The following is a 26,521-nucleotide window of genomic DNA, read 5'->3' as shown; positions in this document are numbered from 1 at the left end:
GTCTGCACACCGCCAATATGGTCGGTGACAAGATCGAGGCCGGGATGGTGGCAATCAACAATCTGACCGTCAGCCCCGGCGACGCCCCCTTCGGCGGGGTCAAGGAAAGCGGCCACGGATCGGAAGACGGACCGGACGGGCTGAAAGCCTATATGGTCACCAAGGCGATCCATCAGGCTTGAACAATATAATCTATTCACTTCCGCGCATGCGGAACATGTATTTTCATTTTGTCACGCGAAGCCGCGAAGGCGCAAAGAGGTTGGGACAAGACGAAAATTCTTCGTGTCTTCGTGTCTTCGCGGCTTCGCGTGATAACTATGCGTTGATGTTTGAAGGATGAGGGATATTCCCGCTTTCGCGGGGAGATTGAGGGAATATTGATATGAAAAAACGCACCGGGGCACAAATTCTCGTCGATCAACTGGTGATCCAGGGCACCGACCGCATCTTCACCGTCCCCGGCGAGAGCTTCCTCTCCGTCCTTGACGCGCTGCACGATTGCGGCACGATCCAGACCGTCTCCACCCGTCAGGATGGCAGCGCCGCCTTCATGGCCGAGGCCGACGGCAAGATGACCGGCGCGCCCGGCATCGCCTTTGTCACCCGCGGCCCCGGCGCGACCAATGCCAGTATCGGCGTCCATACCGCGATGCAGGACAGCACCCCGATGATCCTGTTTATCGGCGATGTTTCGCGCGATGACCGTGACCGAGAAGGCTTTCAGGAAGTCGATTTCACCGCCATGTTCACGCCGCTGGCCAAATGGGCGGCAAGAATCGACAATGCCGCGCGCATTCCGGAATATATTGCCCGCGCCTTTGATACCGCCAGTTCCGGCCGCCCCGGCCCGGTGGTGCTCGCCCTGCCCGAGGACATGCTGCGCGACGAGGTCGAGGCGCTCGACCGGCCCAAGGTCATCGCCCCGGCCCAGCCGCTTTGCCCCGACGCGATGACCACGCTGACCGACATGCTGCGCGATGCAACCGACCCGATCGCGATCATCGGCGGCGCCGGCTGGAGCGACAAGGCCAAACATTATTTCGCCCAATATGCCGAGCGCATCGGGCTTCCCGTGGCGGTGGCGTTCCGGAGGCAGGATAATTTCCCCAATGAAAGCCCGGTCTATGCCGGCAATCTCGGCTATGGCCCCAATCCAAAACTGACCCAGCGGATCAGGGATGCCGATCTGATACTCGCCGTCGGCGCACGGCTCGGCGAGGCGACCACCGATGGCTATACATTGATCACACCCGACCATCCCGGCCAGATCCTGGTCCATGTCCATCCCGATCCCGACGAACTCAACCATGTCTATCGCATCGATCTGCCGATCTGCGCCGAGATGGACGAATTTGCCGAACAGGCGGCTTTGTGGGACGATGATCTCCTCACCTTTGACGCGGGCAAGGCAGCGCATGACGATTATCTCGCATGGTCCACCCCGCAACCGACGGCAGCCAAACTCGACCTCGGCCTATGCGTCGCGGCGATGCAGCAACAGCTCCCAGCCGATACGATCATCTGCAACGGCGCCGGCAATTTTTCCGGCTGGTGGCACCGCTACTGGACATATGGCGCCTTCCCGAGCCAGCTCGCCCCGACGTCGGGTGCGATGGGCTATGGCGTCCCGGCATCGGTCGCTGCCGCCCTGCGCTTCCCCGACCGCGTCTCGGTGGTGATCGCGGGTGACGGCGATTTCATGATGAACGGCCAGGAACTCGCCACCGCGATCCAATATGACGCGAACTTGCTGGTGCTGGTGATCGACAATGGCAGCTTCGGCACCATCCGCCTGCACCAGGAACGCGAATATCCGGCGCGCCTGTCGGCGACGTCGCTAAAGAACCCCGACTTCGCGGCACTGGCAAAGGCTTATGGCGGATGGAGCGCGACGGTGGAAAGCACCGAAGAATTTGCGCCCGCTCTGGTAGAAGCGATAAAGCAGCAGGGATTGCGCCTGTTGCACCTGAAAACCGATGTCGAGTTTTTGACGGCGGCAGGGGCGACGGTGAGCAAGCTGAGGGATATGGCAAACTGATCTGACCGGGAGGAAATCAAATATGCTGCAAAAAATGGGCCGCTATTTGGGCATATTTGCGATGTTGATCATCGCCATTTTGGTTGTGGCCTGGGCGACTTCTCCCGACCCCAAGCTAAACCCGGCGAGTTTTGAAGCCGAGCCGCTGACGGCAGCTATCGCGCCGCTCGATGAGGCCATTACGCTGGCACAATATAAAGGCTCGAATGGCGAAACGATCACCCTGCAGGTGCTAGGATTTGCTGGCGAGACGGTCACCGGTGTTGACCTGGCGGAATTAGGCGCAAAACAAAGCGACGATCCTTTTGCCACCTTGGCTTCTGCCAATTCTGCGCCAATCACCGCAGCGACCATCAGCAACTATCCCACCATCGACATCGCCATTACCGATCTACTCTCCTCTGGCACCAATGGCGCACAGCATATCGGCACCGGGACCAATTTCCCGGAACATGCCGCAGAATCAAACAGCCAGTCGGTCTTCCAGTTTCCCAAATTTGGTCCCGCGACACCCGCTCGCACCCGAGTGCAGGCCAAAGCGGGTATCTTGCTCGATTATGAAGTCGAAACGTGCATGCGCTTCGACCGGGACATCGCCTCGCCCGCCGATTTCGATGCAGCGGTGAAGGGGCTGTTCCTGTGCGGCGATTTCACCAACCGCAATGCGCTGGTCAACCTTGCCGACCCGGACAATCTCGATTCAGGCTATGGCTTCAGCGATGCGAAAAGTGGCCCGGACTCCTTTCCAACCGGACCATTTCTGGTCATCCCGAAAGACTGGTCCGCGTTTACCAAAAAGCTCAGAATGACCACCAGTGTCAACGGCCAGCCCCGTCAGGATGCTCGGGGCCAAGAAATGACGCTGGATTTCAGGCAGCTGACCGAAAAAGCCCTCGGTGATATGTCACGACCAAGATTTCTCAATCAGGACGCGTTTTATCTGCTGGCAAAGGACAAGCGGATCAGCACCAGCAGCACATTGATGTCGGGCACGTCCGAAGGCGTGATTTTCACGCCGCCGACGCGGGGCGATATCATTGAAGCCATGCTGCATTATGTCAGCTTGGGCGGTCCCTTCTCGGATACGGATTTCTTGGATACCGTCCGGAAAACATTTATCGAGAACGAAGTCGATTCCGGGCATTTCCTGCAACCCGGCGACAATGTCCGCCATGGTTCCAACTTCTTGGGCGACATTGAGGTTAAGGTCGTCGCACCATAGAGCTAGCCCCCACCCATCGCCAAAATCGCATCCCACTCGCTCTCAGTAACCGGCGCCACCGACAGCCGCGACTGCCTGATAATCGCCAGATTCTCAAGCTCCGGATTCTGCTTCATCGCCTTCAGCGGCACCGGCTTGGCCAGTTTCCGCACCGGCTTGACCTTGACCACGACCCAGCGCTCCGGGTCGGTGCTGACATCAGGACTATGTTCTTCGCTCACTTGCATGATGCCAACCACATCCAGCCCCTGACACGAATGATAGAAAAACACCTGATCGCCCTTTTTCATCGCTTTCATATTGTTCGACGCCTGGGCATTTTTGACCCCGTCCCAGGTACCTTCACCCTCGGTGACCAGATCATCCCAGCCATAACTGTCAGGCTCCGATTTCATCAACCAATATTGCGGCATTTCGAACTCCTGCTTCTTTCACTAGGTCCGTTTCTAACCGTTAGTGGCCTTATCTTATATTCAGCATCCCATGCTGAATAGCAATTGCGCCTTGTCGAACCACGCTTATTGTCTGGAAGCGCCCTTCGACAGGCTCAGGGCTAACGGTACAACTCTCTCGCAATGAGAGATTGGTGCCCACTTCGCCCAAACAAAAAAGGCCCCGCAATCATGCGAGGCCCTTTTTTATCGGTCAATAGCCGCGCCTATTTCGGCATCAGCAGATTGTCGACGATGTGCATCGTGCCGTTGCTCGACGTTACATCCGCTTTGGTCACATGCGCCTTGTTGCCGGCACCATCTTCGAGAGTGATCATATCGCCGTCCATCGTCGCTTTGATCTTGCCACCGCCGACGGTGGTGATGGTTGCACTGCCGCCGCCATCGCTGATCGCCTTGGCAATATCCGCAGAGGTCATGCTGCCTTGGACCAGACCGAATTCCGCGATGCTGGCCAGCTCTTCCTTATTGTCAGCGGACAGCAGCTCGCTCAGCCGCTGCGCATCCATTTTGTTGAACGCTTCATTGGTCGCGACAAATGCGGTGTAGGGACCATTGTCCTGCATCTCGATGCCGACGCCGGACAGGCCAACCAATATGCTCGCGGTGCTGAGATCGGGATCGTCCTGCAAAACGGCGATCATATTGGTCGGCTGGGTTTCATCGGCGATACGCGCGTCGAGGATTGCCTGTTCCTCTTTGCTCAGTTCCGACGAGCAAGCCGATACCATCGTCAACGCTAGTGATGCCATTATAATTTTGGGGGATTTAAGCATGAATTTCCTTTCCTGTGATCAATCCGTTCGCCGCACCTTGCGGTCAAACGCTGATGAAATTCGTAGGCGCCGGTTACTCCGACCTGCCGGAGAAAGAAACCCACAATAATCCACGCAAAAAAAGGGCTTCGCCGGTTGGCGAAGCCCTTTCCAATCCATCCTAGTTCAGGGGGATGAAAACTATCCGGGCATTACAACCGTGTCGATCGCATGGATGACGCCGTTGGATGCTTCGACATCGGTCAATATGACGGTGGACTTGCCGCCAGCCGCATCTTCAAGAATGACGGAATCGCCATCCAGAGTGGCTTTCAGCATTCCGCCCTGCACGGTGGTCAGGGTCGCGGTGCCGCCGCCATCGGTGATCGCCTTGACGACATCTGCCGCTGTCAGTTTACCGGCAACCACATGATAGGTCAGCAATGCGGTCAGGTCGGCTTTCTTGGCTGGTGTCAGCAACGCAGTCAACGTGGCCGGGTCAACCTTGGCAAAGGCCTCGTTGGTTGGTGCAAAAACGGTAAATGGCCCGTCGCCACTCAGCGTCGCGCCAAGATCAGCAGCGGTCACTGCCGCTACCAATGTCGAGAAATCTGCATTGCCGACGGCAACATCGACAATCGTGCCGGGTTCAGCAGTCGCGGCGGAATCCATCATCGCATCGGTAGAGCCTTCGTCAACAGCGGCCTGGGGGGCCTCGGTCGAGCAAGCCGCAAGAGCGACGACAGCGGTGGTGGTTAGTATCATTTTGGGGGAAATACGCATGATATGCCTTTCAAAATTGCAAATATATCCTTCCGGCTGCAATAGCGGCCGGTCCTTGGATATCTAACAGATGGGTTATCTCAGGACGGGTTCACACCTGTCCTTTCGGGCGTATCGGCGATTCAGTCCTTGCCGAGATGGACAAAGTCCCGATCGAAGCCCTTCAGATTGGCACCGCCATCGACATAGATGATCTGCCCGGTGACAGCTTCGGCGCGAGCGAGATAGACTATGGCATCGGCGATATCATTCGGCTTGGGAAGCCGGTCGAGCGGCATCATCGCGGTGATATTGGCCAGCTGATCGTCGCCATATTCCCCTGCCGTCAGGGTCAGGCCCGGGGCCACGCCATTGACTCGCAGCTTGTCAGCACAGGCCACCGCCAGCGACCGCACCGAACCCGCAAGCGCCTGTTTGGAGAGCGTATAGCTCAGCTGGTCGCGATTGGGATTGCGGATCCGCTGGTCCAATATATGGATTACACAGGCGCGCTCGCTGCCAGTTGGCCGGCGATGATGGAGCGCGGTAGTCAGCATGACCGGAACCAGGCTGTTGACCAGAAAATGCTTTTGCAGATCTTTTTCATCGATCGAGTCGGCATTATCCTGTCCGAAAATCGAAGCGCAGTTGACGATCAGGTCGGGAATTCGGCCAAAATGGCCGACTACTTGATCAAGCAGTCTTTCCGCTGCCCCGTCGACGGTAAAATCCTGCTGAAATCCGGACCAGTCGCAGCCCGTTTCCGTTAGTTTCTCGGCTAGCCGATCCTCGGGAATGGCATCTGTATTGCCGTGCAGCGCCAGCGCATAGCCGGCATCGGCCAGGCGAGCGGCGATCACCGCACCAACCCGCTTCACGCCGCCGGTGACGAGCGCGAGCGGCGCTGTCATCGTCTGCTCCGGCTGAGCGTGATGCCGATCTGCTCCCCTTTTTCGGAGATCAGCAATTTGACGATTTTTACGGTGACCCGCAGCACGTTCTTGTCCTGCAGAAACAGCGTTTCGATAATATGATCCGCGACCGCCTCGATCAGCTTGAAATGCACGCCTTCCGGCAAAGCCGTGGTCGCAGCATGTTTCAGGTCCATGTAATTTTTGGAATGATCGAGCGGCGTGTCCGCTTCGTAACGTTCCTGGACCTTCATCTCCGCCGCGATCGAGATGCGCAAAGGCTGCGGCAAATGGGTTTCTTCGGAATAGATCCCGGTGAGCACGTCAACATCGAGATCGTCGACTTCCAAAAGCAATGTGTCTGTCATAGATGTTCTCTGATCATGTTCGGGGCAAATGGCAAGTCAGGCGGACCAGCGGGCGAAAATCGCCGTCGGCAACAGCAATCCCCGCGCCTCTTCGCGAACCGCCAGTTCACCGACTTCGATTGTACCGCCCAGATGGGCCAGTTTCTCGTTGAGCAGTGAACCCAGCGCCAGCGCCGACATGCGCACGGCATAGACGGTGAGGAACAGGCAGCGGCTGTCGGCATCGAGCAATTGTCCACAATTTTCGACCAGCCCGGCCAGATGTTCTTCCAGCCGCCAGATTTCACCATCCGGCCCGCGGCCATATTTGGGCGGATCCATCAGGATCGCATCATAGCGCCGTTCGCGCCTGACTTCCCGGGCGGCAAATTTGGCAGCATCGTCGATAATCCAGCGAATCGGGCGATCGGTCATGCCCGACAGAGCGGCATTGTCGCGCGCTGCGGTCACCGATTTTTTCGACGCGTCGACATGCACGAGATTGGCCCCCGCTGCCGAAAGCGCCAATGTTCCGACGCCGGTATAGCCGAACAGATTCATCATCTGCGGCGATTCTAAATCCTGAAGATTGCTGCGGAACCAGCGCCAGACCGGGTCCATGTCGGGGAAATAGGCCAGATGGCGAAACGGCGTACATTGCGCGGTAAAGCTGACCTCTTCCCAGCGCATCTGCCATCCCTCTTCCGGGACATTGTCATGGAGATGCCAGCGTCCGCCGCCATCCTCGTCAGACGCGGGAATAAATTCGCCGTCGGCCTGCCAGTCATCGCTGGCCGGGGCCCACATCGCCTGTGGCTCGGGGCGGATGAAATGATATTTTCCATATCGCTCCAGCTTCCGGCCATGGCCGGAATCGACCAGCGCATAGTCGCTGCGCGGGTCGCTGATCATCAATATCGGAGCCGGCAGGGTTTCAGCCATCGGACGGCGTGGCGTTGGACATGACAAATTCTTTTACCGCGTCATAGGTGCCGGGGAGCCTGGTATATTTTTCTTCCCGGTCAAACAGATCGCCGACCCGGCGCGGCAAGGCCGGACGGATGCCCGTTGCCCGTTCGACCGCGTCGGGGAATTTTGCCGGATGAGCGGTTGCCAGCGTCACCACCGGCACCGCCGGATCGAGATCGGCATGTTGCGCCGCCGCCAGACCGATCGCGCTATGCGGATCGATCACATGGCCGGCCCTGTCCTGCGCCCAGCGCATCGCCAGCGCCATATCATCCGGATCGACCCGGTAGCTGGTGAACATACCCGCCGCCGTTTCCCGCATGCCGGGCTCCAGCTGCATATTGTGATTCTGTTCAAAGGCAGCCATCCGGGCAGCGGTTTTGACGCCGTCACGACCTTCCAGATCAAAGAGCAGGCGCTCAAAATTGCTGCTGATTTGAATATCCATCGAAGGCGCGGCCGTGGGGGTCACGGTGCCGGTTGAATAGTCGCCGGCGCTCAGCGCCCGGTGCAGGATGTCGTTGACATTGGTCGCCACGATCAGCCGCTCGATCGGCAGCCCCATGCGCGCGGCGACATAACCGGCAAAGACATCGCCGAAATTGCCGGTCGGCACGGAAAAGGCGACCTTGCGATGCGGTGCACCCAATTGGCTGGCGGCGTAAAAATAATAGACGACCTGCGCCATCAGCCGCGCCCAGTTGATCGAGTTGACCGCCGAGATCGAGAAGCGATTGGTCACTTCCTGATCGGCAAACATCCGCTTCACCATCGCCTGAGCATCATCAAAACTGCCGTCGATCGCGATATTGTAGATATTGGGCGCGCGGACCGTGGTCATCTGCCGCCGCTGGACATCGGAGATCCGGCCATCGGGGTGGAGCATGAAGACATCGACCTTGTCCCGCCCCGCCAGCGCGTCAATCGCAGCCGAGCCGGTGTCGCCGGAAGTCGCGCCGACCACCGTCAGATGCTTGTCCTGCCGGGCCAGAAATTTCTCGAACAGCAAGCCAAGCAGTTGCAGGGCCACGTCCTTGAACGCCAGCGTTGGTCCGTGGAACAGTTCGAGCAGCCATTGCCGCCCGTCAAGCTGGACCAGCGGCGTCACCGCAGCATGGGAGAATCGGCCATAAGCCTGCTGGCAAAGATCGCGCAGTTCCGCTTCATCGAGCGCATCGCCGACAAATGGCAGCATCACCCGGACGGCAATCTCGACATAGGAGAGACCGGCCATGGCGGCGATCTCGTCATGACTGAAAGACGGCCAGGATTCGGGCACATAAAGGCCACCATCGCCAGCCAGTCCAGCCAGGGTTACTTGTTCGAAATTCAATGCGGGCGCAGCGCCTCTGGTCGAGATATAGTCCATGATGGCGAGCGGGTTAGGACAAGTTGCCGGATTGGGCAACGCCCTTGTTGCGACCCCGCAGCGCGATCAGAAAAATCACCAGCGCAATGCCGGCAAAGAGAAACCACTGGATCGCATAGGACAGATGGTTGTTCGGTACATCTTCCAGCGCCGGCGGCTGGCTTTTCTCCAGTCCGGCGACCGGTTCGCTGGCGACCAGACGAATGATATATTGGCTGTCGGGCGCAATGATGCCACCGACAATCCCGCCGTCCCATTGCGGATCATCCGGTCGCTCCGACCAGCCAGCGACGACTTGAGCGCCCGGGCCTTCGGCGCCGGTGGTGCGGCACTGGGCGATATGGGCCCAGCCCGCCTGCCCGCTGGCACTGCGCCCGCTGGTCGAACGCCAGCCGATAACGGCAAGGCAATTGACCGTTGATTTGCGGAAATAGGGCGCATCATCCGCACTCGGCACAGCGGGATAGGCAATGGCAGGCATATCCGAAGCTGCGGCATAGGTCGCCAGCAGCCCGTTCTTCCACTCGGCCCGCTGCAACTGCCATATGCCCAGACCGGCCATGGTTGCCACTGCGGCCAATACGAGGATGGTGACGAATATCGGCAGCCGCTTGATCATGGAGCGTCGCTGCCGTCGATACTGCCTTCGCGGGCCTGGTTGCGATGCTCCAGGATCAGCAATATCCCCTTGGTCACTCTCAGCGACCCGACAACCGCGGCAACGGTCAGCGGCACCCAGAGCATGATATGCACCCATAGCGGTGGATGGAAATTGGCCTCGACCGCGAGGGCCAGACCCAGGATTATGGCGCCAATGATCATTGTCAGAAAGGCAGCCGGACCGTCGCCGACATTATAGCGACTAAAGTCGAGGCCGCAGGCGCGGCATGTGCCCGAGAATTTTATCAGATTGGCAAAGAGCGTCTTTTGTCCGCAATGCGGGCAAAGACCAAAAAGGGCAGCAGGAAGAACATCCGGCTGCCCTTTTATATTTTTGGTTTCGGTCAACGCAATGGCCTAGTGGACCGGCGCGCCCCAGCCGCCCCAGACATAGACGACGATGAACAGGAACAACCAGACGACATCGACAAAATGCCAATACCAGGCTGCTGCTTCAAAGCCGAAATGCTGTTTCGGCGTGAAGTGCCCCTTATAGGCCCGCGCCAGACAGACGATCAGGAAGATCGTGCCGACCAGAACGTGGAAGCCGTGGAAGCCGGTCGCCATGTAGAAGGCTGCGCTATAGTTGATGCCCGCAAACGGGAATGGCGCGATGCTATATTCATAGGCCTGAATGGACGTGAACAATGCGCCCAATATGATCGTCAGCCAAAGGCCGGTAATCATGCTTTTCCGGTCACCATGGATCAGCGAATGGTGCGCCCAGGTAACCGTTGTGCCGGAGCACAGCAGGATCATCGTATTGAGCAAAGGCAGTTCAAAGGCGTTGAGCACCTGAATGCCCTTGGGCGGCCATTGCAACAGCGCCGCAGCACCGTCCTGGCCGATATAATTGGTGGTAATGCCATCAATCAATTCAATCGGCTGGGGGAACAGGGAATAATCAAACCAGGCCCAGAACCAGCCGACGAAGAACATGACTTCCGAAGCGATGAACAGGATCATGCCGTAGCGCAGATGAAGCTGCACGACCGGTGTATGGTCACCAGCATGGGCTTCCTTGATCACATTGGACCACCACGCAAAAAATGTCAGGGCGACAGCCGAAGTACCAATGGCAAAAAGCAACGGGCCGAACGAATAGATATCGCTATGCATCCAGCGGATACCGCCAATTGCCATGACAAAGGCAGAAAACGAACCGATCAGCGGCCAGATGTCTGGCGGTAGAATGTGATAATCATGATTTTTGGCACCGGCCATATTATTTCCCTAACCTTAGTCTCAAATTTCTCTTAGCTATCGCCTGCACCGGCGTCTAGCGCTTGCTGATCGAGCGAACGATAAAAAGTATAGCTAAGCGTAATTTCCTTGATATCTTTTGTTTCCGGATCATCCATGATCGCCGGATCAACATAATAAAGCACCGGCATCCGCACCGTCTGGCCCGGTTTCAGCACTTGTTCGCTAAAGCAGAAACATTGTATCTTGTTGAAATATTGTCCGGCCAGCAGCGGCGTCACATTGAATGTGGCGGTACCGACAACCGGCTGGTCTGAATTGTTGGTCGCAATAAAAATCGCCATGTCACGGGCACCGACGGTGACATGGTCAACCGCATGCTCTGGCTTGAAGGACCAGGGGAGCGCAGAATTGACGTTGGAATCGAAACGAATCGACATCACCTGACTGGTAGCATTAACCGTTGCCGCCTGGGCTTCGCCGACCCGCTGTGTCGTTCCGCCATAGCCGGTCACGCGGCAGAAAACATCGTATAATGGCACGGCAGCAAAGCCCAGTGCGAGCATGCCAAGCCCCATGAACGCCGCCATCATGCCGCTGCGCCGGTTCTTGCCGGAAAGAGCAGTTTCGGGGGTCGTCATCAGGAACCGGCCCCGATTTTGACGATGGTGATCAGGTAAAAAAGCACGACCATGAAGATCAGCAGGCCGGCCATGATCACCGCCCGATGCTTTTGCCGGGCCTGAAAGACTTTCTGCTCTTCGGGGGTCATTGCAATTCTCTCTTTGTCAATTTCGCTCATGCCAATATCAACCGGTCAGCAACGACCGCTGCGAAGAGCGCAAACAGGTAGAAGATCGAAAATTTGAACAGCCGCTTTTCTGCCGCCATATCCCCGGGTTCGGTGGTTTTGCTCCGGGCAACCTGCCAGGAAAGCGCACAGAATATCACGCTCAGCAATATCGCGGCACCGCCATAGACAGAGCCGGCCAGGCCGAGAACGAAAGGCAGGATCGCAACGGCCGCAAGCACCAGGCTGTAACCGAATATCTGATAACGGGTCGACTGGCGACCGGCGACCACCGGCATCATCGGCACGCCGGCTTTGGAATAGTCACTGTTCACGAACAGGGCGAGCGCCCAGAAGTGCGGCGGCGTCCAGAAGAAGATGATCGCAAAGAGCAGGATTGGCATCAGCGTGACATCGCCGGTCACCGCAGCCCAACCGATTGCCGGCGGGAAAGCGCCGGCGGCACCGCCGATCACGATATTCTGCGGCGTGCTGCGCTTCAGCCAGATAGTATAGACCACCGCGTAGAAGAAGATCGAAAAAGCCAGGAATATGGCGCTGAACCAGTTTACCGCAACGCCCATCAGAAGCACCGAGAACACCGACAATCCGATGCCGAAATGCAGCGCGGTTTCCGGGTCCATCCGGCCAGCCGGCAGCGGTCTTGTGCTGGTCCGCTTCATGATCGCGTCGATATCGGCTTCATACCACTGGTTAAGCGCTGCCGAAGCCCCTGCTCCGAGGCTGATCGCGAGGATCGCCGTGAAGCCGATGACGGGATGAATCGATCCGGGTGCCGCCAGCAACCCGCAAAGGGCCGTGAATATGACCAGCGACATCACGCGCGGCTTGGTCAGCGCGAAGAGATCCCTTGCACTGGCCAAGCCCTGTATACTGTGTGACGCGGTGGTCATTTTACTATCCAAATTCCCGACTGGTCCTCAGATCATTTGATCTGGGGAAGGGTTTCGAACTGGTGGAACGGCGGAGGACTGGACAAGGTCCATTCCAGCGTCGTTGCGCCTTCGCCCCAGTAATTGCCTTCAGCCTTGCGGCCTGCCAGCAACGACCAGCCGATGTTGACGAAGAAGATTACCACGCCAACCAGCATCACGGCATAGCCGATCGAGCTGATCTGGTTCCAGTAAGCAAACTGCTCGGGATAGTCGGCATAACGACGTGGCATGCCCTGCTGTCCGAGGAAATGCTGCGGGAAGAACAGGATGTTCACGCCGATGAAGAAGATCCAGAAATGGAGCTGCCCCAGCAGTTCGCTGTACATCCGGCCCGACATTTTCGGGAACCAGTAATAGAAGCCGGCAAAGATCGAGAAGACCGCGCCCAGCGACAGCACATAGTGGAAGTGGGCAACCACATAATAAGTGTCGTGGAGATTGTCGTCGATACCGCCATTGGCCAGCACAACACCGGTCACGCCACCAACGGTGAACATGAAGATGAAGCCAAGCGCCCACACCATCGGTGTCTTGAAGGACAGCGAACCGCCCCACATGGTCGCGATCCACGAGAAGATCTTGATGCCGGTGGGCACCGCGATCACCATGGTGGCTGCGGTGAAGTACATTTTCACGTTAACCGACATGCCGGTGGTGAACATATGGTGCGCCCAGACCACGAAGCCGACGACACCGATGGCAACCATCGCATAGGCCATGCCGAGATAACCAAAGATCGGCTTGCGGCTGAAGGTCGAGATAATATGGCTGATCATGCCGAAACCGGGCAAGATCATGATATAGACCTCTGGGTGACCAAAGAACCAGAACAGATGCTGGTAGAGCACCGGATCACCGCCGCCGGCAGCATCATAGAAAGTCGTGCCGAAATTACGGTCGGTCAATAGCATGGTAATTGCGGCGGCAAGCACCGGAAGCGCCAGCAGCAGCAGGAATGCAGTAACCAGCACCGACCAGACAAACAAAGGCATTTTGTGCAGGGTCATGCCCGGTGCGCGCATGTTGAAGATGGTGGTGATGAAGTTGATTGCGCCGAGAATGGATGAAGCGCCCGCAAGGTGGAGCGAGAGGATCGCCATATCCACCGCCGGACCAACCGATCCGCTGGTAGAGAGCGGCGCATAGACCGTCCAGCCGGTGCCGGCACCGAGGCCGGTTCCGCCGGGAACAAAGGTAGAGCCGAACAGCAGGATGAAGGCAGGAACCAGCAGCCAGAAGCTGACATTGTTCATGCGCGGGAAGGCCATGTCTGGCGCGCCGATCATCAGCGGTACAAACCAGTTACCAAAGCCGCCAATCATTGCCGGCATGACCATGAAGAAAACCATGATCAGGCCGTGCGCCGTAATCAGCACATTCCATAGATGATAGGCCTCGTCCATTGACGCTTCGCCGCCGCCCATCATGCCATTGTGGGCGGTTGCCCACATCTGCAGATATTGAATACCCGGTTCGGCCAGTTCCAGCCGCATAAGGCCAGAAATTGCACCACCGACGACACCCGCGACAATCGCGAAAATCAGATAGAGAGTACCGATATCCTTATGGTTGGTCGACATGAACCAGCGCTGGAAAAATGCTGGCTTGTGATCCGCGTCATGCGCGTGATCATCGATATGGCCATCTGCTGTAATTGTTGTCATTACTCTAACCCTCAGTTCGTCGCAGCGGCTGCATCGGCAGGCGCAACTTCGGTTGTCGTTTCATTGGCCGCAGTGGCGGCGGCTTCGGCAACAGCAGGCTGTGCCGCTTCGCCTTTCACCGTGCCGCCATTGGCCCGAACCCAGTCGTTGAATTTTTCTTGCGAGAGGACTTCAACCGTGATCGGCATGAATCCGTGCCGCGCACCGCAAAGCTCGGAGCACTGACCATAATAGACGCCTTCGCGATCGATCTGCAGGACCTTTTCATTGATCCGTCCGGGCACCGCATCAAGCTTGAACCATGCCGAAGGAATGGCGAAACTGTGAATGACGTCCGCAGCGGTAATCAGCAGCTTGACCGGCTTGCCCACCGGAATGACCATCCGGTTGTCGGCAGCCAGCTGATGCGGCTCGCCGCGCGCAGCCGCGTCTTCAACCGACAGCATGTTGGAAATGATTTCGAAATCGCCGTTATCGGGATAGCTATAGCCCCAATACCACTGATAACCGGTCACTTTCACGGTCAGCGCATCTTCTGGCGCCGGCTCGAACTGCCGGGCAAGCAGGCTGATCGACGGCACGGCGATGACCACAAGGATCAAAACCGGGATAACCGTCCAGATAATTTCGATGAACGTATTGTGAGTCGTTTTCGATGGCTCGGGGTTGGCACCGCGACGAAACCGGAAGACGACCCAGAACAACAGGAACAGAACGAGCAGGCTTACGCCAAACATCATCGGGATCAGGATCGCGCTGTTGATCCAGTGCGCGGTTTCGCCGGTTGGGCTAAACTGCTGCTGAAAATCGATGCCGCCATCGACGGGCATGCCGATGCCCGGCGTGGGTTTCATCGGGGTGTAAAGTGCGGGATCGAGCCCGGACGCCGTGGTTTCTGCCGCTGCCGGAACATCCGCAGCTTCAAGTCCGCCAGTTGCAGCCGGTTCCACAACCGGTGCTGCCGGCAACGCTTCCTGCGCCGACAATGCTGTCGGCGTGAGAATCAGGCCGATGGCCAGAATCCAAGCTTTCAAAAAATGAGTCATATATCGCTCAACCCTATCTTACCCCAAGTTTCGGTAGTTTTCCGGCAATGGCTCAAAAAATGGAATCAGCGAACCCGGCCGGAATTAGTCCGATTGGGGCGGCTTATAGGCATGGTTGTCGCAAGCCTCAAGCTACCGAATGGATATTTTTTCAGTTTTTTGACTTTAATTTTTCTGGCAATGCCGCGGCATTGTGCCCATCTGGACAATATGACAAAAAACAAGCTGGGGTGAAACAGTGACAGAAGAAGAAGTTTTAGCCGAATTCCGTAGCAGCGACGCCTTGCTGGAAGGCCATTTCATCCTGTCGTCGGGACGCCATGGCGCACAATATTTACAGTGCGCGCGATTGCTGATGAACCCGATGCGCGCGGCGCGAATGGCCTCGGCCCTGGCCGACAAAATCCCCCAGAACATCCGCCGTTCGATCGATATCGTCGTCTCGCCGGCGATGGGCGGGGTGATTATCGGTCATGAAATGGGCCGGGCGCTCGGTCTCGACGCGCTGTTCCTCGAACGCCCCGAAGGCACATTCGAACTGCGCCGCGGTTTCCGGCTGGAGCCGGGCCAGAAGGTGTTGATGATGGAAGATGTCGTCACCACCGGCCTGTCGTCGCGCGAAGCCATTCAGGCGATCCGGGACGCGGGCGGCGATGTGATTGCCGCCGGCGCGCTGATCGACCGGTCCAATGGCGCAGCCCAATTTGATATTCCCTTCTTCCCGCTGGTAACGCTGGACGTGCCTTCCTATGCGGCCGATGAGCTGCCCCCCGAACTGGCCGCCATTCCCGCCATCAAGCCCGGCAGTCGCGCCGAATTGCCAGCCGCATGAGCGGCTCGCACCCGCTCAGGCTCGGCGTCAATATCGACCACGTCGCCACCATCCGCAACGCCCGCGGCGGCGATCATCCCGAGCCGGTGCGCGCGGCGCTGGTCGCGGCGGAAGCCGGCGCGGACGGGATTACCGCCCATTTGCGCGAAGACCGGCGTCATATCCGCGATGACGATCTGATCGTGCTGATGGACAGTCTGACCATCCCGCTCAATCTGGAAATGGCGGCGACCGACGAAATGCTGGCGATCGCGCTGCGCCACAGACCGCGCGCCGCCTGCATCGTCCCGGAAAACCGCGCGGAGCGGACCACCGAAGGCGGGCTGGACGCCGCTGGCATGCACGATAAGCTTACCGATTTTATCGGCCAGTTGAACGAAGCCAATATCCGCGTCAGCCTGTTTATCGAACCCGACCCGCGCCAGATCGAGGCCGCCATCCGGCTCGGCGCGCCGGTGGTCGAATTTCACACCGGCCAATATGCCGAAGTCAGCGGCGCCGAGCGCGAAGCCGAACTGCGCCGGATTGCCGACGCGGCGGCACTCGCGGCAAAAAACGGCATCGAACCCCATGCCGGCCACGGCCTGACCTTCGACAATGTCCAGCCAATCGCCGCGATCCCGCAGCTTGTCGAGCTGAACATCGGCCATTTTCTGATCGGCGAGGCGATTTTTGGCGGCCTCGACGGCAGCATCCGCCAGATGCGTGCGTTGATGGATGAAGCACGGTGATCATCGGTCTCGGCTCCGACCTCTGCAATATCGAGCGCATCCAGAATTCGCTCGACCGTTTTGGCGAGCGCTTTGAACTGCGCGTTTTCACCGAGCTGGAGCGCGCCAAGGCCCGCCGCCGTCCTTTCACCATTGCCGGCACCTACGCCAAACGCTTCGCCGCCAAGGAGGCCTATTCCAAAGCGGTCGGCACCGGATTCCGGGCCGGCGTCTTCATGAAGGACATCGGCGTCATCAATGCCAAGAGCGGCGCGCCGACGCTCGCCCTCACTGGCGGCGCAAAAAAACGCCTCGACGCGCTGACACCGGCAGGATATGAGGCATTTGTTCATCTCACACTCACCGACGATCATCCATGGGCACAGGCATTCGTGATCATTGAAGCCCATCCGCTTTAGGAAACGCGCGTTGCATGGACCAGGAAACCAGAGACAAGAATATGGCACTAGAAAATACCGCCGACAGCAAATCCACCGGCAAGCCGGACAAGGAAAAGACCGACTGGCTTGGCGAGATCAAGAGCATCGGTCTGCTGTTGCTGGCGGTGCTCGCCTTCCACAGTCTGGTCGCCAAACCATTCTACATCCCGTCGGTATCGATGATGCCCGGCCTGCTCGTCGGTGACCGGCTGATCGTCAGCAAATATGCCTATGGCTGGTCCTGGGTATCACCGACCTTCCATATCGTGCCGCGCGTCTCGGGCCGCCTGTTCGGAAGCCTGCCGGAGCGCGGCGACGTCGTCATCCTGACGCCCAGAGAGCAGAGCAGCGACTATATCAAGCGGGTGATCGGCCTGCCCGGCGACACGATTGAATTGCGTGGCGGTCAGGTATTTCTCAACGGCGTCGGCGTCAGACAGGACGTGCAGCCCGATCTGCAGGTGCCGATCGACGCCAATTCACCTTGCGGTGTCCATGAATTCCCCGGTGCACGCGGCGTCGATGCAGCCGGAAATCCGGTTTGCAACCTGCCGATCGTGCGCGAAACCCTGCCCAATGGCGTGAGTTACAATATTATCGATCTGGGTCCGCAATATACCGATGACGTCGCGCCAGTCGAAATTCCGCAAGGACAGGTCTATCTGCTCGGTGACAATCGCGATCTCAGCGCCGACAGCCGGGTCGCCAGCCCGCTTGGTCTTGGCGGTCCGATCCCTTGGGAAAATATCGGCGGGCGTGCCGAATTCATCACCTTCTCGCTGGATGGCACGACGACGCTCAATCCATTGAGCTGGTGGGGCGCCTTCCGCAGCGGACGGGCCGGCACCAGCCTGCGCCCCGACAAGGCGGCGGTAACCACCACCCAATAAACGCCCAATAAGTGGAAGCCTAGAGCCGCAGCCCTGCGGTTTCGTCCAGCCCGGCCATGATATTGAGATTCTGCACGGCTGCGCCCGATGCACCCTTGCCGAGATTGTCGAGCCGCGCGATCAGCCGGGCATGATAGCCTCCAACATTGCCGCAGACAAACAGCTCGAGCCGATCGGTCGGCGCATCATGCTCGCTGATCAACAGCTCCGGCAGGGCGCTTCCGTCCAGAACCGAAATGATCTTCGAATCGGCATAAAAAGCGCTCAGCTCCTGCAATAATTCTTCCGTCCGCACCGATCCCATCGCACCGAGATGCAGCGGCACCTCGACCAGCATCCCGCGAAAGGCACGGATAACCGACGGCGCGAAAATCACATCATGGGCCAGGCCGGCATGGACCTTCATTTCCGGCATATGCTTGTGGTCCAGATTCAGGCCATAGCTGCGAAAACCGATATCGGGTTCTGCGGCAAAGCGCTCGATCAGGGCCTTGCCGCCGCCCGAATAGCCGGACACCGCGTTCATCACATAGGGCCAGTCTGCCGGCAGCAGTCCGCTGGCGATCAGCGGCGCAATCAGCGCCAGAAAGCCGGTCGGATAGCATCCGGGATTGGAAACATAGCGCGCATTGGCGATTGCATCGCGCTGGCCCTCGCGAAATTCGGCAAAGCCATAAGCCCAGCCATCAGCCGTACGGTACGCGGTCGAGGCGTCGATGATCCGCGTGCGATCATTGTCGACCAGCGCTACCGCTTCGCGCGCCGCATCATCGGGCAGACACAATATGACAAAATCGCTGTCGTTGATCGCTTCGCGCCGCGCCGCCAGATCCTTGCGCTGCGCGTCGGGCAGCGCCACCATGGTGAACTCGCTCCGGCCGGAAAGCCGTTCGGCGATTTCCAGCCCGGTCGTGCCCACCGCCCCATCGATGAAAATAGTCTGCGTCATGGGAGCCTCAGGACAACCGTTTGCGCGCCAGTACTGGCTTGTCTGATATTTTGGCAAAGCGGGCGACCGTGTCCGCCAGCGGTTCGATCACCACCTGCATCGCGTGTGCCGTGGCGTGAATGATCCGGTCCTTGTCGACCATCAGGCCAACATGGTTCGGGAAGAACACCAGATCGCCGCGCCGCAGCTCCTCGTCTTCGGCAATATCTTCACCCAGTGCCGCCAGCTGCTGATCGCTGTCGCGCGGCGCCGTTATGCCGGTCAGCATCAAGATCATCTGGATCAGACCCGAACAGTCCAGACCATCGCCGCTGCGGCCACCCCAGAGATAGGGCGCACCGATCAGCTGTTCGGCCAGCGCCGCGGTACCGTTGCTACCGTCAAACACGACCTTGGTGCCAATCGGCTGGACGTGGCGGACGTGGACATAGCCCTTGCCGCTTTTCAGATAATTGCCGCATTCACTGGGTTCGCCGCAGGCAATCCGCGCGCCCATTGGCAGGCGCTTCATCACGCCGGACTTGAAATCCGGTTCGATGAAGATCAGCGCCGCGCGGGCAAAGATCAAATGGGTCGGCTCCGGGGTCTTTTTCTCATGTTGCAGCGCGTGAACCGGGACATAGCCGACATAGCCGTCATTGCCGCAATAGCCCCAGGCCCAGTCACCGGCGATATCCAGCACGTGGAAATCCTCGCCGTGCAGCAATTCGGAAATCGCTTCATGATCCTTGCCAGGCTGCTTGCGGACCATCGCCTTCGGCGCGGAGCAGCGCATCGGCATGGCCGCGGCATAATGCGGCGCGAACAATTTGCCGGCCAGCGCAATATCCGCCAGGTCGCCACGATGCGCGGTGATCCGGGGATCAAAATCCTCTTCCGGACCGTTCAGCACGAATTTCGCGTGCGCGCCTGTATCTGCAGTTTCCATGTCCATGCGTAACGAAATCCCAATAGCGATAAAAAATGTCCGTGACTCTGCGGCTGATGCGCCATGATACAAAGCGATGACAATCGACCGCTCTTACCCGACCTGGGGGCGGTTAATCAAGCGGTGTCGCTATTGCCCGGTGTCTCGGGCTGCATTGGCGATGTCGGGTGGCTAGCGGAATGGCGGGTTTCGAGCCGAACTTGAGCAAAGCGGCGCTTGGGGCATAGCAATGGACGGCATGGGCGAAAGGCGGATTGGGGCAGCGGAATTCTCAGTCGCGGCTGGACAAATTGCCTGCCTCCCCAAGCCATAGCGCCTCTATAGAGCAGCTCAGGTCAGGACATCCTGAGCGGTCCGGCTTGGCCCGCCTGGCTGGGCCCGTCTCGCTTTGGCCAAATAGCCCAGTGGTGGCCGGCTTATGATATTCGGAAAAGGCTGGTAAATATGCCGTCGGTCTTCTCGATCATGTCAGAGAGATGGATCAATACCGGTTTCTCATATGGTCTCTTCTCTGTCTCGATTTCTGTCTTTGGCTGTTCTTGTTCATTCATCTCGTGCCCCCTTTTTGGGATGTCCCCAGCCGTTGTTTGCTTATCTTGCCTTGCTTGATGCGTGTGAGAACTGTTTCAACGATTAAGATTCTGAAATTAAATGTCAATTTTTATCGGAAAAGGGAGCGGGCATGGAGACTGCAAAATGGCCTTCGATCATTCGCAATCAGCCGACGAACGAACGCCTATGAGGCGCCAGGCGCCCGCCGGCTTTTTGCCACCGCTTTGCCGGCGGAGACCGACTCTCGTTACCCTAAATTCATACCAACCCGCTTTCCGCCGTTGTCATTCTGCTAACTCATCACTATTTTCGGCAAAGAGGAGTTGAGTCATGGGTTCTTTTTCTGCCGCACATTGGTTGGTCGTATTGATCGTGGTTTTCATTCTTTTTGGAAAAAACCGGCTTTCGGAGACCATGGCTGATTTTGGCAAGGGCATCCGCAGCTTCCGTGAGGGGCTGACAGCGGATGATGTTCAGCCGGAACAGGCATCAATCGATCCATTGCCAATCGCCCCCCTGCCAATCGAGCAATTGCCAATTGAAACGCGATCACCGGAAGAGAAAACTTGATTGCGATTCAGCAACCACCGGGTCGCTAGGCGCCCGTCGGCTTTTGCCGCCGCTTTGCTGGCCGAGGCTGACTCTCGCTAGCCGAAATTCAAACCAGCATTCCAGCCGCTATTGGCTACTGCCCGTATCGACCCTGCAAATAGCGCCAGCTCGCCCGCAGGCCCAGCGCTTCGCCGCCGATCGGGCGGCCCGGCTTGGCGACGGGTCGCCAGGCAAATGTATCAAAATGCGCCCAGGGCACCGTTTCCGGGGCAAATTGCTTCAGGAACAGCGCCGCAGTGATGCAGCCGGCAAAACCACCCGACGCGCTGTTCACGCAATCGGCGATCGTGCTGCTCAGCATCGCATCATAGCCAGACCATAGAGGCATTTGCCAAAGCGGATCGCTTTCATCCGCGCCAGCCTGCAGCAGTCCGTCCGCCATCACCTTGTCATCGCAGAACATCGCCGGCAGGTCGGGACCCAGGGCAACCCGCGCAGCTCCGGTCAGCGTCGCAAAATCCAGGATCAGTTCCGGCTCTGCCTCACCGGCCAGCGTCAGGGCATCGCCCAATACCAGCCGCCCTTCGGCATCGGTATTGGTAATCTCGACGGTCAGCCCCTTGCGGCTGTTCAATATGTCGCCGGGACGCAGGGCGTTGCCATCTATGGAATTTTCGACCGCCGGTATCAGCAGGTGCAGACGCACCGGCAGCTTGGCCTCCATCACCATGCGGGCGAGGGCAATGGCATGGGCAGCGCCGCCCATATCCTTCTTCATCAACATCATGCCGGCGGGAGATTTCATCGACAGGCCGCCGGTGTCAAAGCTCACCCCTTTGCCGACAATCGCGATTTTCGGATGATCAGCCTTGCCCCATTTCAGTTCGATCAGGCGCGGTGCATGGGCGCGCATTGCCGCCTTGCCGACGCCGTGAATCATCGGGAAATGCTCTTCCAGCGTGTCGCCGCGCGTCACTTTCAATTCTGCGCCATGCTTCTCGGACAATTTGTCGACAATATCTTCGATCTTGTCCGGTCCCATATCCGCAGCCGGGGTGTTGACCATATCCCGGACCATCGCCGTGGCTTCGGCCTGACGCACGGCTTCGTCGCGCTGTGCGATGGCATCCTTGACCAGCAGCACGCTCGGTCCCTGCCGGTCGGGCAGCGCCTTGTAGCGGTCAAATTCATGTTGCGAGATCAGCCAGCCGAACAATGTACCCTTGGCGCTGGTTTCGTGCAGGCGATATTTGCCCTCCGGCAAGCTGCTGCCAAGCTTGGCCAGCGACCAGGAATCGAGCTTTTCATGATCCGCCACACCGGCGACAACCGAAAAGTCGCTCGCAACCGATTTGTCATCACCCTTGCTGCCAACCCGCGGCAGCAGCAGATAGGTGTCGGCTTTGCCGGCAAATTGATAGGCCGCGACCAGCGCCCGGATGCTATCCGGTTGCCCTTTCAGCCAGTCTTCGAAATTGCCCGCATCCAGCAGCTGGATGGAGCGTGCGGTCTGGCCGGTATCAGCCTCGATCAATGCCTTAAAATCAGTCATTGGATCGCTATAGCTACAGATGATGCCGAGCGCGAGAGTCTATTCGGCAGCGATCGCTTCCGCGTCGGCCTGCTGATCCGCAAGATTGATGATCGCCGCGCCGGGCCTGGAAAAGACGATCACGCCATCGTCCACCGCCTTGTGCCGCAGGTTGATGATGTCCTTCGGGAAATTCTGGTTGAGCCGCCATGGTTTGCGGTCGCCCTGTTTCGGCAGGTCCTTGATCGCCCGCTGGACATAGCCGGAACTGAAATCGAGCATCGGCTCGGTTCCCATCGTCTCGCCGACCGGCAGAGTCGGAGTCGCGATCGGCGTGCCATTCTTGTCCATATAGTTGATCAGGCGGCAGACATATTCGCTGGTCAGATCGGCTTTCAGCGTCCAGCTGGCATTGGTATAGCCCATGGTCATCCCGAAATTGGGGATGCCGGAGAACATCACGCCCTTATAGTTGATTTTTTCGCCGAAATTGACCGGCTGGCCGTCGACCGAAATTTTCGCATTACCACCGGTGAGCATTTTCAGGCCGGTGGCGGTGACGATGATATCGGCCTCCAGCAGCTTGCCGGACTTCAGCTTGATGCCGTCTTTGGTGAATGTTTCGACATGATCGGTGACGATCGACGCCTTGCCCGATTTGATCGAATCAAACAGATCGCTGTCGGGAACCAGACATAGCCGCTGATCCCACGGATTATAGCTGGGCGTATAATCGGCCATGTCGACCTCTGGCCCCATTTCCTCGCGGACCATTTCGAGCAGACGGCCCTTGAATGCCGCTGGCTTCTTGCGCGCCACATTGAACATGAACAGGCCCATCAGCACATTCTTCCAGCGAGTCAGAAAATAGGCCGCCTTGGACGGCAATATCTTGCGCAGCCGCAAGGCCCATTTGTCCTCGCCCGGCCGCGATACGATATAGGTTGGCGAACGCTGCAACATCGTCACATGCGCCGCCGTATCCGCCATTGACGGGACCAGGGTCACCGCAGTCGCGCCGCTGCCGATCACCACCACCTTCTTGCCGGCATAGTCGAGATCTTCGGGCCAGAATTGCGGATGAACAATCGGTCCGGCGAAGTCTGCCTTGCCCGGGAAGTCCGGATCATGGCCTTCGTCATAGCTGTAATAGCCCGAACACATATGGAGGAAATTGCACTTCACGGTGCTGATCGAACCATCGCCATGCTGCAGGCTGACCGTCCACAGGGCCTCTTCGCTCGACCAGTTGGCATCGACCACCTTGTGGTTGAACAGGATCTTGTCCTGCAGGTCATATTCGTCGACGGTTTCGTTGAGATAATTCAGGATCGACGGTGCGTCGGCAATCGCCCGGCGCGCGGTCCAGGGTTTGAAATTATAGCCCAATGTATACATGTCGCTGTCCGAGCGGATGCCGGGATATTTGAACAGGTCCCAGGTGCCGCCGAGTCGCTCTCGACCCTCGACAATGGCAAAGCTTTTGCCCGGGCATCTTTTGGTCAGGTGAACCGCCGCGCCAATACCGGACAGGCCGGCGCCGACAATCAATATGTCAAGAATCTGATTTTTCATCCCACCTTCTTACTGACATGATTGTCAGTTGGCAAGTGAGAGCTTTTGCCAGGGTCAGGCCCCCAATCTATTCGCTGATCAGGGTCAGGCTGCGGAACAGGGTCTGATCGAGCGTTTCATCAAAACGGCAGCCGATATGGCCATCCTTGCACCAGATCGCGGTTGCCGTGATCGGGCTGCTGCCTTCGAAACGGAGCCATATCCGGCTGCCCTCGGTGATCATGCTGTCGCTCGCAACCCGGCAACCATAGATCGAAACATCGATCAGTTCGCCGACTTTGGCGGTTTCGCCATGCTGCCGGATCGCGGTACGCTGGATATGCACCGGATGGCGATAGGCCTGACGCTGTTCGATCAGCGCCGGTTTCACCGAACGAAATTGCGAATTCATATAGCTCATCAATTGCCCCTTGCCGGAGAGACTAGGGAATTCTGCTCAACAAAAGGTTAAGCAAATGGCAGCATTGTCGGCGACCGGCAATGGATCAGCCGGATCACTCCGCGGCTTCGAGTTCCTGCTTGCCAGCCTGCTGCTGCGAATTGGGGCCGTAAAACTGGATCACCCCGTCATCGACCGGATCGTTGAGCAGGATATTCTTGTCGTACAGATAATCCTGGTTGAGCTTCCACGGCATGGCTTTGCTGTTGCGCGGCAATTCGCTCAGCGACCGCCGGAGATAGCCGGACGAGAAATCAAACAATTCCTCCTGCTCCAGTTCCTTGTTCAGCACCGGATTGGCGATTCGCGTCGATGTCGCGTCCATATGGTTCAGGATCCGGCAGACATATTCCGACACGATATCCGCCTTCAGCGTCCATGACGCATTGAGATAGCCGAACACGATCGCCAGATTGGGAATGTCGGAGAACATGCAGCCCTTGTAATAATAATGGTCGGGCCAGACGACCGGCTTGCCGTCGACTGCAAAGGCGACCTTGCCGGCCACCGCCAGCTTCAGCCCGGTCGCGGTGACAATCACATCGGCATCAATCGTCTCGCCGGATTTCAGCTTGATGCCACCCTCGGTCACCGTGTCGATATGGCCGGTTTTCAGATCGGCCCTGCCCGCGGCAATCGCCTTGAACATGTCGCCGTCCGGCACCAGGCACAGGCGCTGCTCCCACGGACCGTAAGGCGGCGTGTAATCTTCCTTCACATATTTGTCGCCCAGCTCCTGCTTCATCGGCTTTTCAAGCTTGTCGATCACCTTCTGCGGATTGTCGCGCGCGGTGCGGAAGGTCAGGTCCTGCATCTTCACATTCTTCCAGCGGGTGATCTTGTACGCCCATTTTTCCGGCAGGATCTTGCGCAGGATGTTGGCGATCCGGTCTTTCGACGGCGCCGACGCATACCAGGTCGGGGTGCGCTGCAACATCGTCACATGGCTGGCTTTTTCCGCCAGCACCGGCACGATCGTCACCGCGGTCGCGCCGCTGCCGATGATCACCACCTTCTTGCCCGCATAATCGAAATCCTTGGGCCAGAATTGCGGGTGGACGACCTCGCCCTTGAAACTGGACAGCCCCTCGATCTGCGCGTCATAGGGATTGTCATAATCATAATAGCCAGCGCCCATATAGACGAAATTGGCGTGCATCGTGACTTGCGACCCATCGGACTTCTCCGCCGTCACCGTCCAGCGCGCCTCCTCGCTCGACCAGCTGGCGGTCAGCACCTTGTGGCCGAAATGGATATGTTTTTCCAGATCATGCTTGGTCTTGATCCGGTGGAGATAGTTCATGATCGAGGGACCGTCGGCAATCGCCTTCTGCTCGGTCCACGGTTCGAAACTGAAGCCCAGAGTGTGCATGTCGCTGTCGCTGCGGATGCCGGGATATTGAAACAGGTTCCAGGTCCCGCCAATCTCGTCGCGGCGCTCGATAATGGCAAAGCTCTTGCCCGGACATTTGTCGCGCAAATGCACCGCCATGCCAATGCCGGAAATCCCGGCGCCGACGATCAATACGTCGACGGATTCGATTGCTGCACTGCTCTTTTCCATGATCTTGGTCGCCATGCCGTCTCTCCCAGTTTTTGCAATCTTATGCCATTGCTCGCGACAGGTTGCAATTAGAGATTTAATTGACCGGTTAAGAGGCCCCTTCAGAACGTGGAATCTGGCTCGGTCGCTGCGCTTGCAGACCCCCCGTGAAGATAGCAGAGGCGCAGTTCCGATCGCGATATTCGAAAAATCTGCCGTTTTGCAGTCGACAAATTGTTGCTCAACCGATCTTGCGGTTGGCGTAATCGGCTTCGGTCTTTGGTTCTAAAATATGATCCAGGCCGACAATTTTTGAGCGGGACTTCAACACCCGCCCGGCAATTTCGCTCGCCGGCATCGCCTTGCTGAACAAATGCCCCTGGACCTGCTTGCAGCCTGCCCGCTTGACCTCCGCCAACTGGTCCTTGCATTC

30 protein-coding genes are annotated in these 26,521 nt (G+C 58.2%); 8 read left to right on the top strand and 22 right to left on the bottom strand.

What is annotated here, in order from left to right; all coding sequences use genetic code 11:
* From V7665_RS06455 to V7665_RS06445, 3 genes are all read left to right on the top strand, one after another.
* A partial coding sequence (locus V7665_RS06455; protein WP_335663712.1) for an aldehyde dehydrogenase family protein occupies positions 1 to 182 on the top strand: 182 nt, incomplete at its 5' end.
* A gap of 203 nt (positions 183 to 385) precedes the next feature.
* Positions 386 to 2,041, top strand: a complete 1,656-nt coding sequence (locus V7665_RS06450) for a thiamine pyrophosphate-binding protein (protein ID WP_335663711.1) — start codon at positions 386 to 388, stop codon at positions 2,039 to 2,041.
* 22 nt (positions 2,042 to 2,063) lie between these two features.
* Complete coding sequence (locus V7665_RS06445; protein WP_335663710.1) at positions 2,064 to 3,263, top strand: fumarylacetoacetate hydrolase family protein; 1,200 nt, start codon at positions 2,064 to 2,066, stop codon at positions 3,261 to 3,263.
* Positions 3,264 to 3,265: 2 nt separating this feature from the next.
* On the opposite strand, the gene V7665_RS06440 is transcribed toward V7665_RS06445, so the two are convergent.
* The 15 genes from V7665_RS06440 to coxB all read right to left on the bottom strand — a co-directional run bounded on the left by V7665_RS06440 (position 3,266) and on the right by coxB (position 15,147).
* Positions 3,266 to 3,676, bottom strand: a complete 411-nt coding sequence (locus V7665_RS06440; protein WP_335663709.1) for an EVE domain-containing protein — start codon at positions 3,674 to 3,676, stop codon at positions 3,266 to 3,268.
* Positions 3,677 to 3,921: 245 nt separating this feature from the next.
* Positions 3,922 to 4,491: a fasciclin domain-containing protein gene (locus V7665_RS06435; RefSeq protein WP_335663708.1), complete on the bottom strand. Its 570-nt coding sequence runs from the start codon at positions 4,489 to 4,491 to the stop codon at positions 3,922 to 3,924.
* Positions 4,492 to 4,671: 180 nt separating this feature from the next.
* Positions 4,672 to 5,253, bottom strand: coding sequence for a fasciclin domain-containing protein (locus V7665_RS06430; RefSeq protein WP_335663707.1), 582 nt, complete (start codon positions 5,251 to 5,253; stop codon positions 4,672 to 4,674).
* Between the two features lie 122 nt (positions 5,254 to 5,375).
* The gene (locus tag V7665_RS06425; protein ID WP_335663706.1) at positions 5,376 to 6,143 is read right to left on the bottom strand and encodes an SDR family oxidoreductase; all 768 of its coding nucleotides are present in this window, start codon (positions 6,141 to 6,143) and stop codon (positions 5,376 to 5,378) included.
* Positions 6,140 to 6,511: a dihydroneopterin aldolase gene (locus V7665_RS06420; RefSeq protein ID WP_335663705.1), complete on the bottom strand. Its 372-nt coding sequence runs from the start codon at positions 6,509 to 6,511 to the stop codon at positions 6,140 to 6,142. The genes V7665_RS06425 and V7665_RS06420 overlap by 4 nt, the downstream gene beginning before the upstream one ends.
* Before the next feature lie 36 nt (positions 6,512 to 6,547).
* A complete protein-coding gene (locus V7665_RS06415) occupies positions 6,548 to 7,432 on the bottom strand; it encodes a class I SAM-dependent methyltransferase (RefSeq protein WP_335663704.1) in 885 nt (294 codons plus the stop codon).
* Positions 7,425 to 8,828 (bottom strand): threonine synthase, encoded by a 1,404-nt coding sequence (thrC, locus tag V7665_RS06410; RefSeq protein WP_335663703.1) that lies wholly within the window; start codon positions 8,826 to 8,828, stop codon positions 7,425 to 7,427. The genes V7665_RS06415 and thrC overlap by 8 nt, the downstream gene beginning before the upstream one ends.
* A 13-nt stretch (positions 8,829 to 8,841) precedes the next feature.
* Positions 8,842 to 9,447: an SURF1 family protein gene (locus V7665_RS06405; protein WP_335663702.1), complete on the bottom strand. Its 606-nt coding sequence runs from the start codon at positions 9,445 to 9,447 to the stop codon at positions 8,842 to 8,844.
* On the bottom strand, positions 9,444 to 9,842 hold the full coding sequence (locus V7665_RS06400) for a DUF983 domain-containing protein (protein ID WP_442955187.1): 399 nt from the start codon (positions 9,840 to 9,842) through the stop codon (positions 9,444 to 9,446). Before V7665_RS06400 ends, V7665_RS06405 begins: the two co-directional genes overlap by 4 nt.
* A gap of 3 nt (positions 9,843 to 9,845) precedes the next feature.
* On the bottom strand, positions 9,846 to 10,712 hold the full coding sequence (locus V7665_RS06395) for a cytochrome c oxidase subunit 3 (protein ID WP_335663700.1): 867 nt from the start codon (positions 10,710 to 10,712) through the stop codon (positions 9,846 to 9,848).
* Positions 10,713 to 10,744: 32 nt separating this feature from the next.
* Positions 10,745 to 11,332, bottom strand: coding sequence for a cytochrome c oxidase assembly protein (locus tag V7665_RS06390; RefSeq protein ID WP_335663699.1), 588 nt, complete (start codon positions 11,330 to 11,332; stop codon positions 10,745 to 10,747).
* Positions 11,332 to 11,493, bottom strand: a complete 162-nt coding sequence (locus tag V7665_RS06385; RefSeq protein WP_335663698.1) for a hypothetical protein — start codon at positions 11,491 to 11,493, stop codon at positions 11,332 to 11,334. Before V7665_RS06385 ends, V7665_RS06390 begins: the two co-directional genes overlap by 1 nt.
* Positions 11,490 to 12,395: a heme o synthase gene (locus V7665_RS06380; protein ID WP_335663697.1), complete on the bottom strand. Its 906-nt coding sequence runs from the start codon at positions 12,393 to 12,395 to the stop codon at positions 11,490 to 11,492. Before V7665_RS06380 ends, V7665_RS06385 begins: the two co-directional genes overlap by 4 nt.
* 32 nt (positions 12,396 to 12,427) lie before the next feature.
* On the bottom strand, positions 12,428 to 14,101 hold the full coding sequence (gene ctaD, locus V7665_RS06375; RefSeq protein ID WP_335663696.1) for a cytochrome c oxidase subunit I: 1,674 nt from the start codon (positions 14,099 to 14,101) through the stop codon (positions 12,428 to 12,430).
* An 11-nt stretch (positions 14,102 to 14,112) separates the two neighbouring features.
* Positions 14,113 to 15,147, bottom strand: a complete 1,035-nt coding sequence (gene coxB / locus V7665_RS06370) for a cytochrome c oxidase subunit II (protein WP_335663695.1) — start codon at positions 15,145 to 15,147, stop codon at positions 14,113 to 14,115.
* A gap of 238 nt (positions 15,148 to 15,385) precedes the next feature.
* On the opposite strand from coxB, the gene pyrE reads away from it, so the two are divergent.
* From pyrE to lepB, 4 genes are read left to right on the top strand one after another with little or no spacing between them, the layout of a single operon-like run.
* Positions 15,386 to 15,979: an orotate phosphoribosyltransferase gene (gene pyrE / locus V7665_RS06365; RefSeq protein ID WP_335663694.1), complete on the top strand. Its 594-nt coding sequence runs from the start codon at positions 15,386 to 15,388 to the stop codon at positions 15,977 to 15,979.
* Entirely contained in the window at positions 15,976 to 16,710 is a 735-nt protein-coding gene (locus tag V7665_RS06360) for a pyridoxine 5'-phosphate synthase (protein WP_335663693.1), read from the top strand. Before pyrE ends, V7665_RS06360 begins: the two co-directional genes overlap by 4 nt.
* Positions 16,707 to 17,108 carry a holo-ACP synthase gene (gene acpS / locus V7665_RS06355; RefSeq protein ID WP_335663692.1) on the top strand — a complete coding sequence of 134 codons (402 nt, stop codon included), beginning with the start codon at positions 16,707 to 16,709 and terminating at the stop codon, positions 17,106 to 17,108. The genes V7665_RS06360 and acpS overlap by 4 nt, the downstream gene beginning before the upstream one ends.
* A gap of 14 nt (positions 17,109 to 17,122) precedes the next feature.
* Positions 17,123 to 18,019 carry a signal peptidase I gene (gene lepB / locus V7665_RS06350; RefSeq protein ID WP_442955185.1) on the top strand — a complete coding sequence of 299 codons (897 nt, stop codon included), beginning with the start codon at positions 17,123 to 17,125 and terminating at the stop codon, positions 18,017 to 18,019.
* Between the two features lie 19 nt (positions 18,020 to 18,038).
* Here the strand turns inward: lepB and argC are convergent, their stop codons facing one another.
* Together argC and V7665_RS06340 are read right to left on the bottom strand one after the other, a co-directional pair.
* Complete coding sequence (argC, locus tag V7665_RS06345; protein WP_335663691.1) at positions 18,039 to 18,968, bottom strand: N-acetyl-gamma-glutamyl-phosphate reductase; 930 nt, start codon at positions 18,966 to 18,968, stop codon at positions 18,039 to 18,041.
* 7 nt (positions 18,969 to 18,975) lie between these two features.
* Entirely contained in the window at positions 18,976 to 19,902 is a 927-nt protein-coding gene (locus V7665_RS06340) for a C40 family peptidase (RefSeq protein ID WP_335663690.1), read from the bottom strand.
* Between the two features lie 876 nt (positions 19,903 to 20,778).
* Between V7665_RS06340 and tatA the strand changes: the two genes are divergently transcribed.
* Positions 20,779 to 21,018: a twin-arginine translocase TatA/TatE family subunit gene (gene tatA, locus V7665_RS06335; RefSeq protein WP_335663689.1), complete on the top strand. Its 240-nt coding sequence runs from the start codon at positions 20,779 to 20,781 to the stop codon at positions 21,016 to 21,018.
* Between the two features lie 115 nt (positions 21,019 to 21,133).
* On the opposite strand, the gene V7665_RS06330 is transcribed toward tatA, so the two are convergent.
* The 5 genes from V7665_RS06330 to V7665_RS06310 all read right to left on the bottom strand — a co-directional run.
* Positions 21,134 to 22,552 (bottom strand): leucyl aminopeptidase family protein, encoded by a 1,419-nt coding sequence (locus V7665_RS06330; protein ID WP_335663688.1) that lies wholly within the window; start codon positions 22,550 to 22,552, stop codon positions 21,134 to 21,136.
* Positions 22,553 to 22,591: 39 nt separating this feature from the next.
* Positions 22,592 to 24,106: a flavin-containing monooxygenase gene (locus tag V7665_RS06325; protein ID WP_335663687.1), complete on the bottom strand. Its 1,515-nt coding sequence runs from the start codon at positions 24,104 to 24,106 to the stop codon at positions 22,592 to 22,594.
* 67 nt (positions 24,107 to 24,173) lie between these two features.
* Positions 24,174 to 24,506, bottom strand: coding sequence for a PilZ domain-containing protein (locus V7665_RS06320; RefSeq protein WP_335663686.1), 333 nt, complete (start codon positions 24,504 to 24,506; stop codon positions 24,174 to 24,176).
* Between the two features lie 94 nt (positions 24,507 to 24,600).
* Positions 24,601 to 26,124, bottom strand: coding sequence for a flavin-containing monooxygenase (locus V7665_RS06315; RefSeq protein WP_335663685.1), 1,524 nt, complete (start codon positions 26,122 to 26,124; stop codon positions 24,601 to 24,603).
* Between the two features lie 205 nt (positions 26,125 to 26,329).
* The coding region (locus V7665_RS06310) for a hypothetical protein (protein WP_442955184.1) at positions 26,330 to 26,521 on the bottom strand (192 nt) is incomplete at its 5' end.

This window comes from Parasphingorhabdus sp. (assembly GCF_036964675.1).
Taxonomy (GTDB): Bacteria; Pseudomonadota; Alphaproteobacteria; order Sphingomonadales; family Sphingomonadaceae; genus Parasphingorhabdus.
This window is presented reverse-complemented; position numbering and strand designations above follow the sequence as displayed.

Bases quoted from the DNA above. Each gene is read 5' to 3' on its own strand.
- V7665_RS06450 (WP_335663711.1), top strand. From the start codon at position 386: ATGAAAAAACGCACCGGGGCACAAATTCTCGTCGATCAACTGGTGATC.
- V7665_RS06340 (WP_335663690.1), bottom strand. From the start codon at position 19,902: ATGGACATGGAAACTGCAGATACAGGCGCGCACGCGAAATTCGTGCTG.
- V7665_RS06445 (WP_335663710.1), top strand. From the start codon at position 2,064: ATGCTGCAAAAAATGGGCCGCTATTTGGGCATATTTGCGATGTTGATC.
- V7665_RS06390 (WP_335663699.1), bottom strand. From the start codon at position 11,332: ATGACGACCCCCGAAACTGCTCTTTCCGGCAAGAACCGGCGCAGCGGC.
- V7665_RS06435 (WP_335663708.1), bottom strand. From the start codon at position 4,491: ATGCTTAAATCCCCCAAAATTATAATGGCATCACTAGCGTTGACGATG.
- V7665_RS06380 (WP_335663697.1), bottom strand. From the start codon at position 12,395: ATGACCACCGCGTCACACAGTATACAGGGCTTGGCCAGTGCAAGGGAT.
- V7665_RS06430 (WP_335663707.1), bottom strand. From the start codon at position 5,253: ATGCGTATTTCCCCCAAAATGATACTAACCACCACCGCTGTCGTCGCT.
- V7665_RS06405 (WP_335663702.1), bottom strand. From the start codon at position 9,447: ATGATCAAGCGGCTGCCGATATTCGTCACCATCCTCGTATTGGCCGCA.
- V7665_RS06360 (WP_335663693.1), top strand. From the start codon at position 15,976: ATGAGCGGCTCGCACCCGCTCAGGCTCGGCGTCAATATCGACCACGTC.
- V7665_RS06315 (WP_335663685.1), bottom strand. From the start codon at position 26,124: ATGGCGACCAAGATCATGGAAAAGAGCAGTGCAGCAATCGAATCCGTC.
- V7665_RS06330 (WP_335663688.1), bottom strand. From the start codon at position 22,552: ATGACTGATTTTAAGGCATTGATCGAGGCTGATACCGGCCAGACCGCA.
- argC (WP_335663691.1), bottom strand. From the start codon at position 18,968: ATGACGCAGACTATTTTCATCGATGGGGCGGTGGGCACGACCGGGCTG.
- V7665_RS06325 (WP_335663687.1), bottom strand. From the start codon at position 24,106: ATGAAAAATCAGATTCTTGACATATTGATTGTCGGCGCCGGCCTGTCC.
- thrC (WP_335663703.1), bottom strand. From the start codon at position 8,828: ATGGACTATATCTCGACCAGAGGCGCTGCGCCCGCATTGAATTTCGAA.
- V7665_RS06385 (WP_335663698.1), bottom strand. From the start codon at position 11,493: ATGAGCGAAATTGACAAAGAGAGAATTGCAATGACCCCCGAAGAGCAG.
- V7665_RS06320 (WP_335663686.1), bottom strand. From the start codon at position 24,506: ATGAGCTATATGAATTCGCAATTTCGTTCGGTGAAACCGGCGCTGATC.
- lepB (WP_442955185.1), top strand. From the start codon at position 17,123: ATGGACCAGGAAACCAGAGACAAGAATATGGCACTAGAAAATACCGCC.
- V7665_RS06420 (WP_335663705.1), bottom strand. From the start codon at position 6,511: ATGACAGACACATTGCTTTTGGAAGTCGACGATCTCGATGTTGACGTG.
- V7665_RS06395 (WP_335663700.1), bottom strand. From the start codon at position 10,712: ATGGCCGGTGCCAAAAATCATGATTATCACATTCTACCGCCAGACATC.
- coxB (WP_335663695.1), bottom strand. From the start codon at position 15,147: ATGACTCATTTTTTGAAAGCTTGGATTCTGGCCATCGGCCTGATTCTC.
- V7665_RS06440 (WP_335663709.1), bottom strand. From the start codon at position 3,676: ATGCCGCAATATTGGTTGATGAAATCGGAGCCTGACAGTTATGGCTGG.
- ctaD (WP_335663696.1), bottom strand. From the start codon at position 14,101: ATGACAACAATTACAGCAGATGGCCATATCGATGATCACGCGCATGAC.
- tatA (WP_335663689.1), top strand. From the start codon at position 20,779: ATGGGTTCTTTTTCTGCCGCACATTGGTTGGTCGTATTGATCGTGGTT.
- V7665_RS06425 (WP_335663706.1), bottom strand. From the start codon at position 6,143: ATGACAGCGCCGCTCGCGCTCGTCACCGGCGGCGTGAAGCGGGTTGGT.
- V7665_RS06415 (WP_335663704.1), bottom strand. From the start codon at position 7,432: ATGGCTGAAACCCTGCCGGCTCCGATATTGATGATCAGCGACCCGCGC.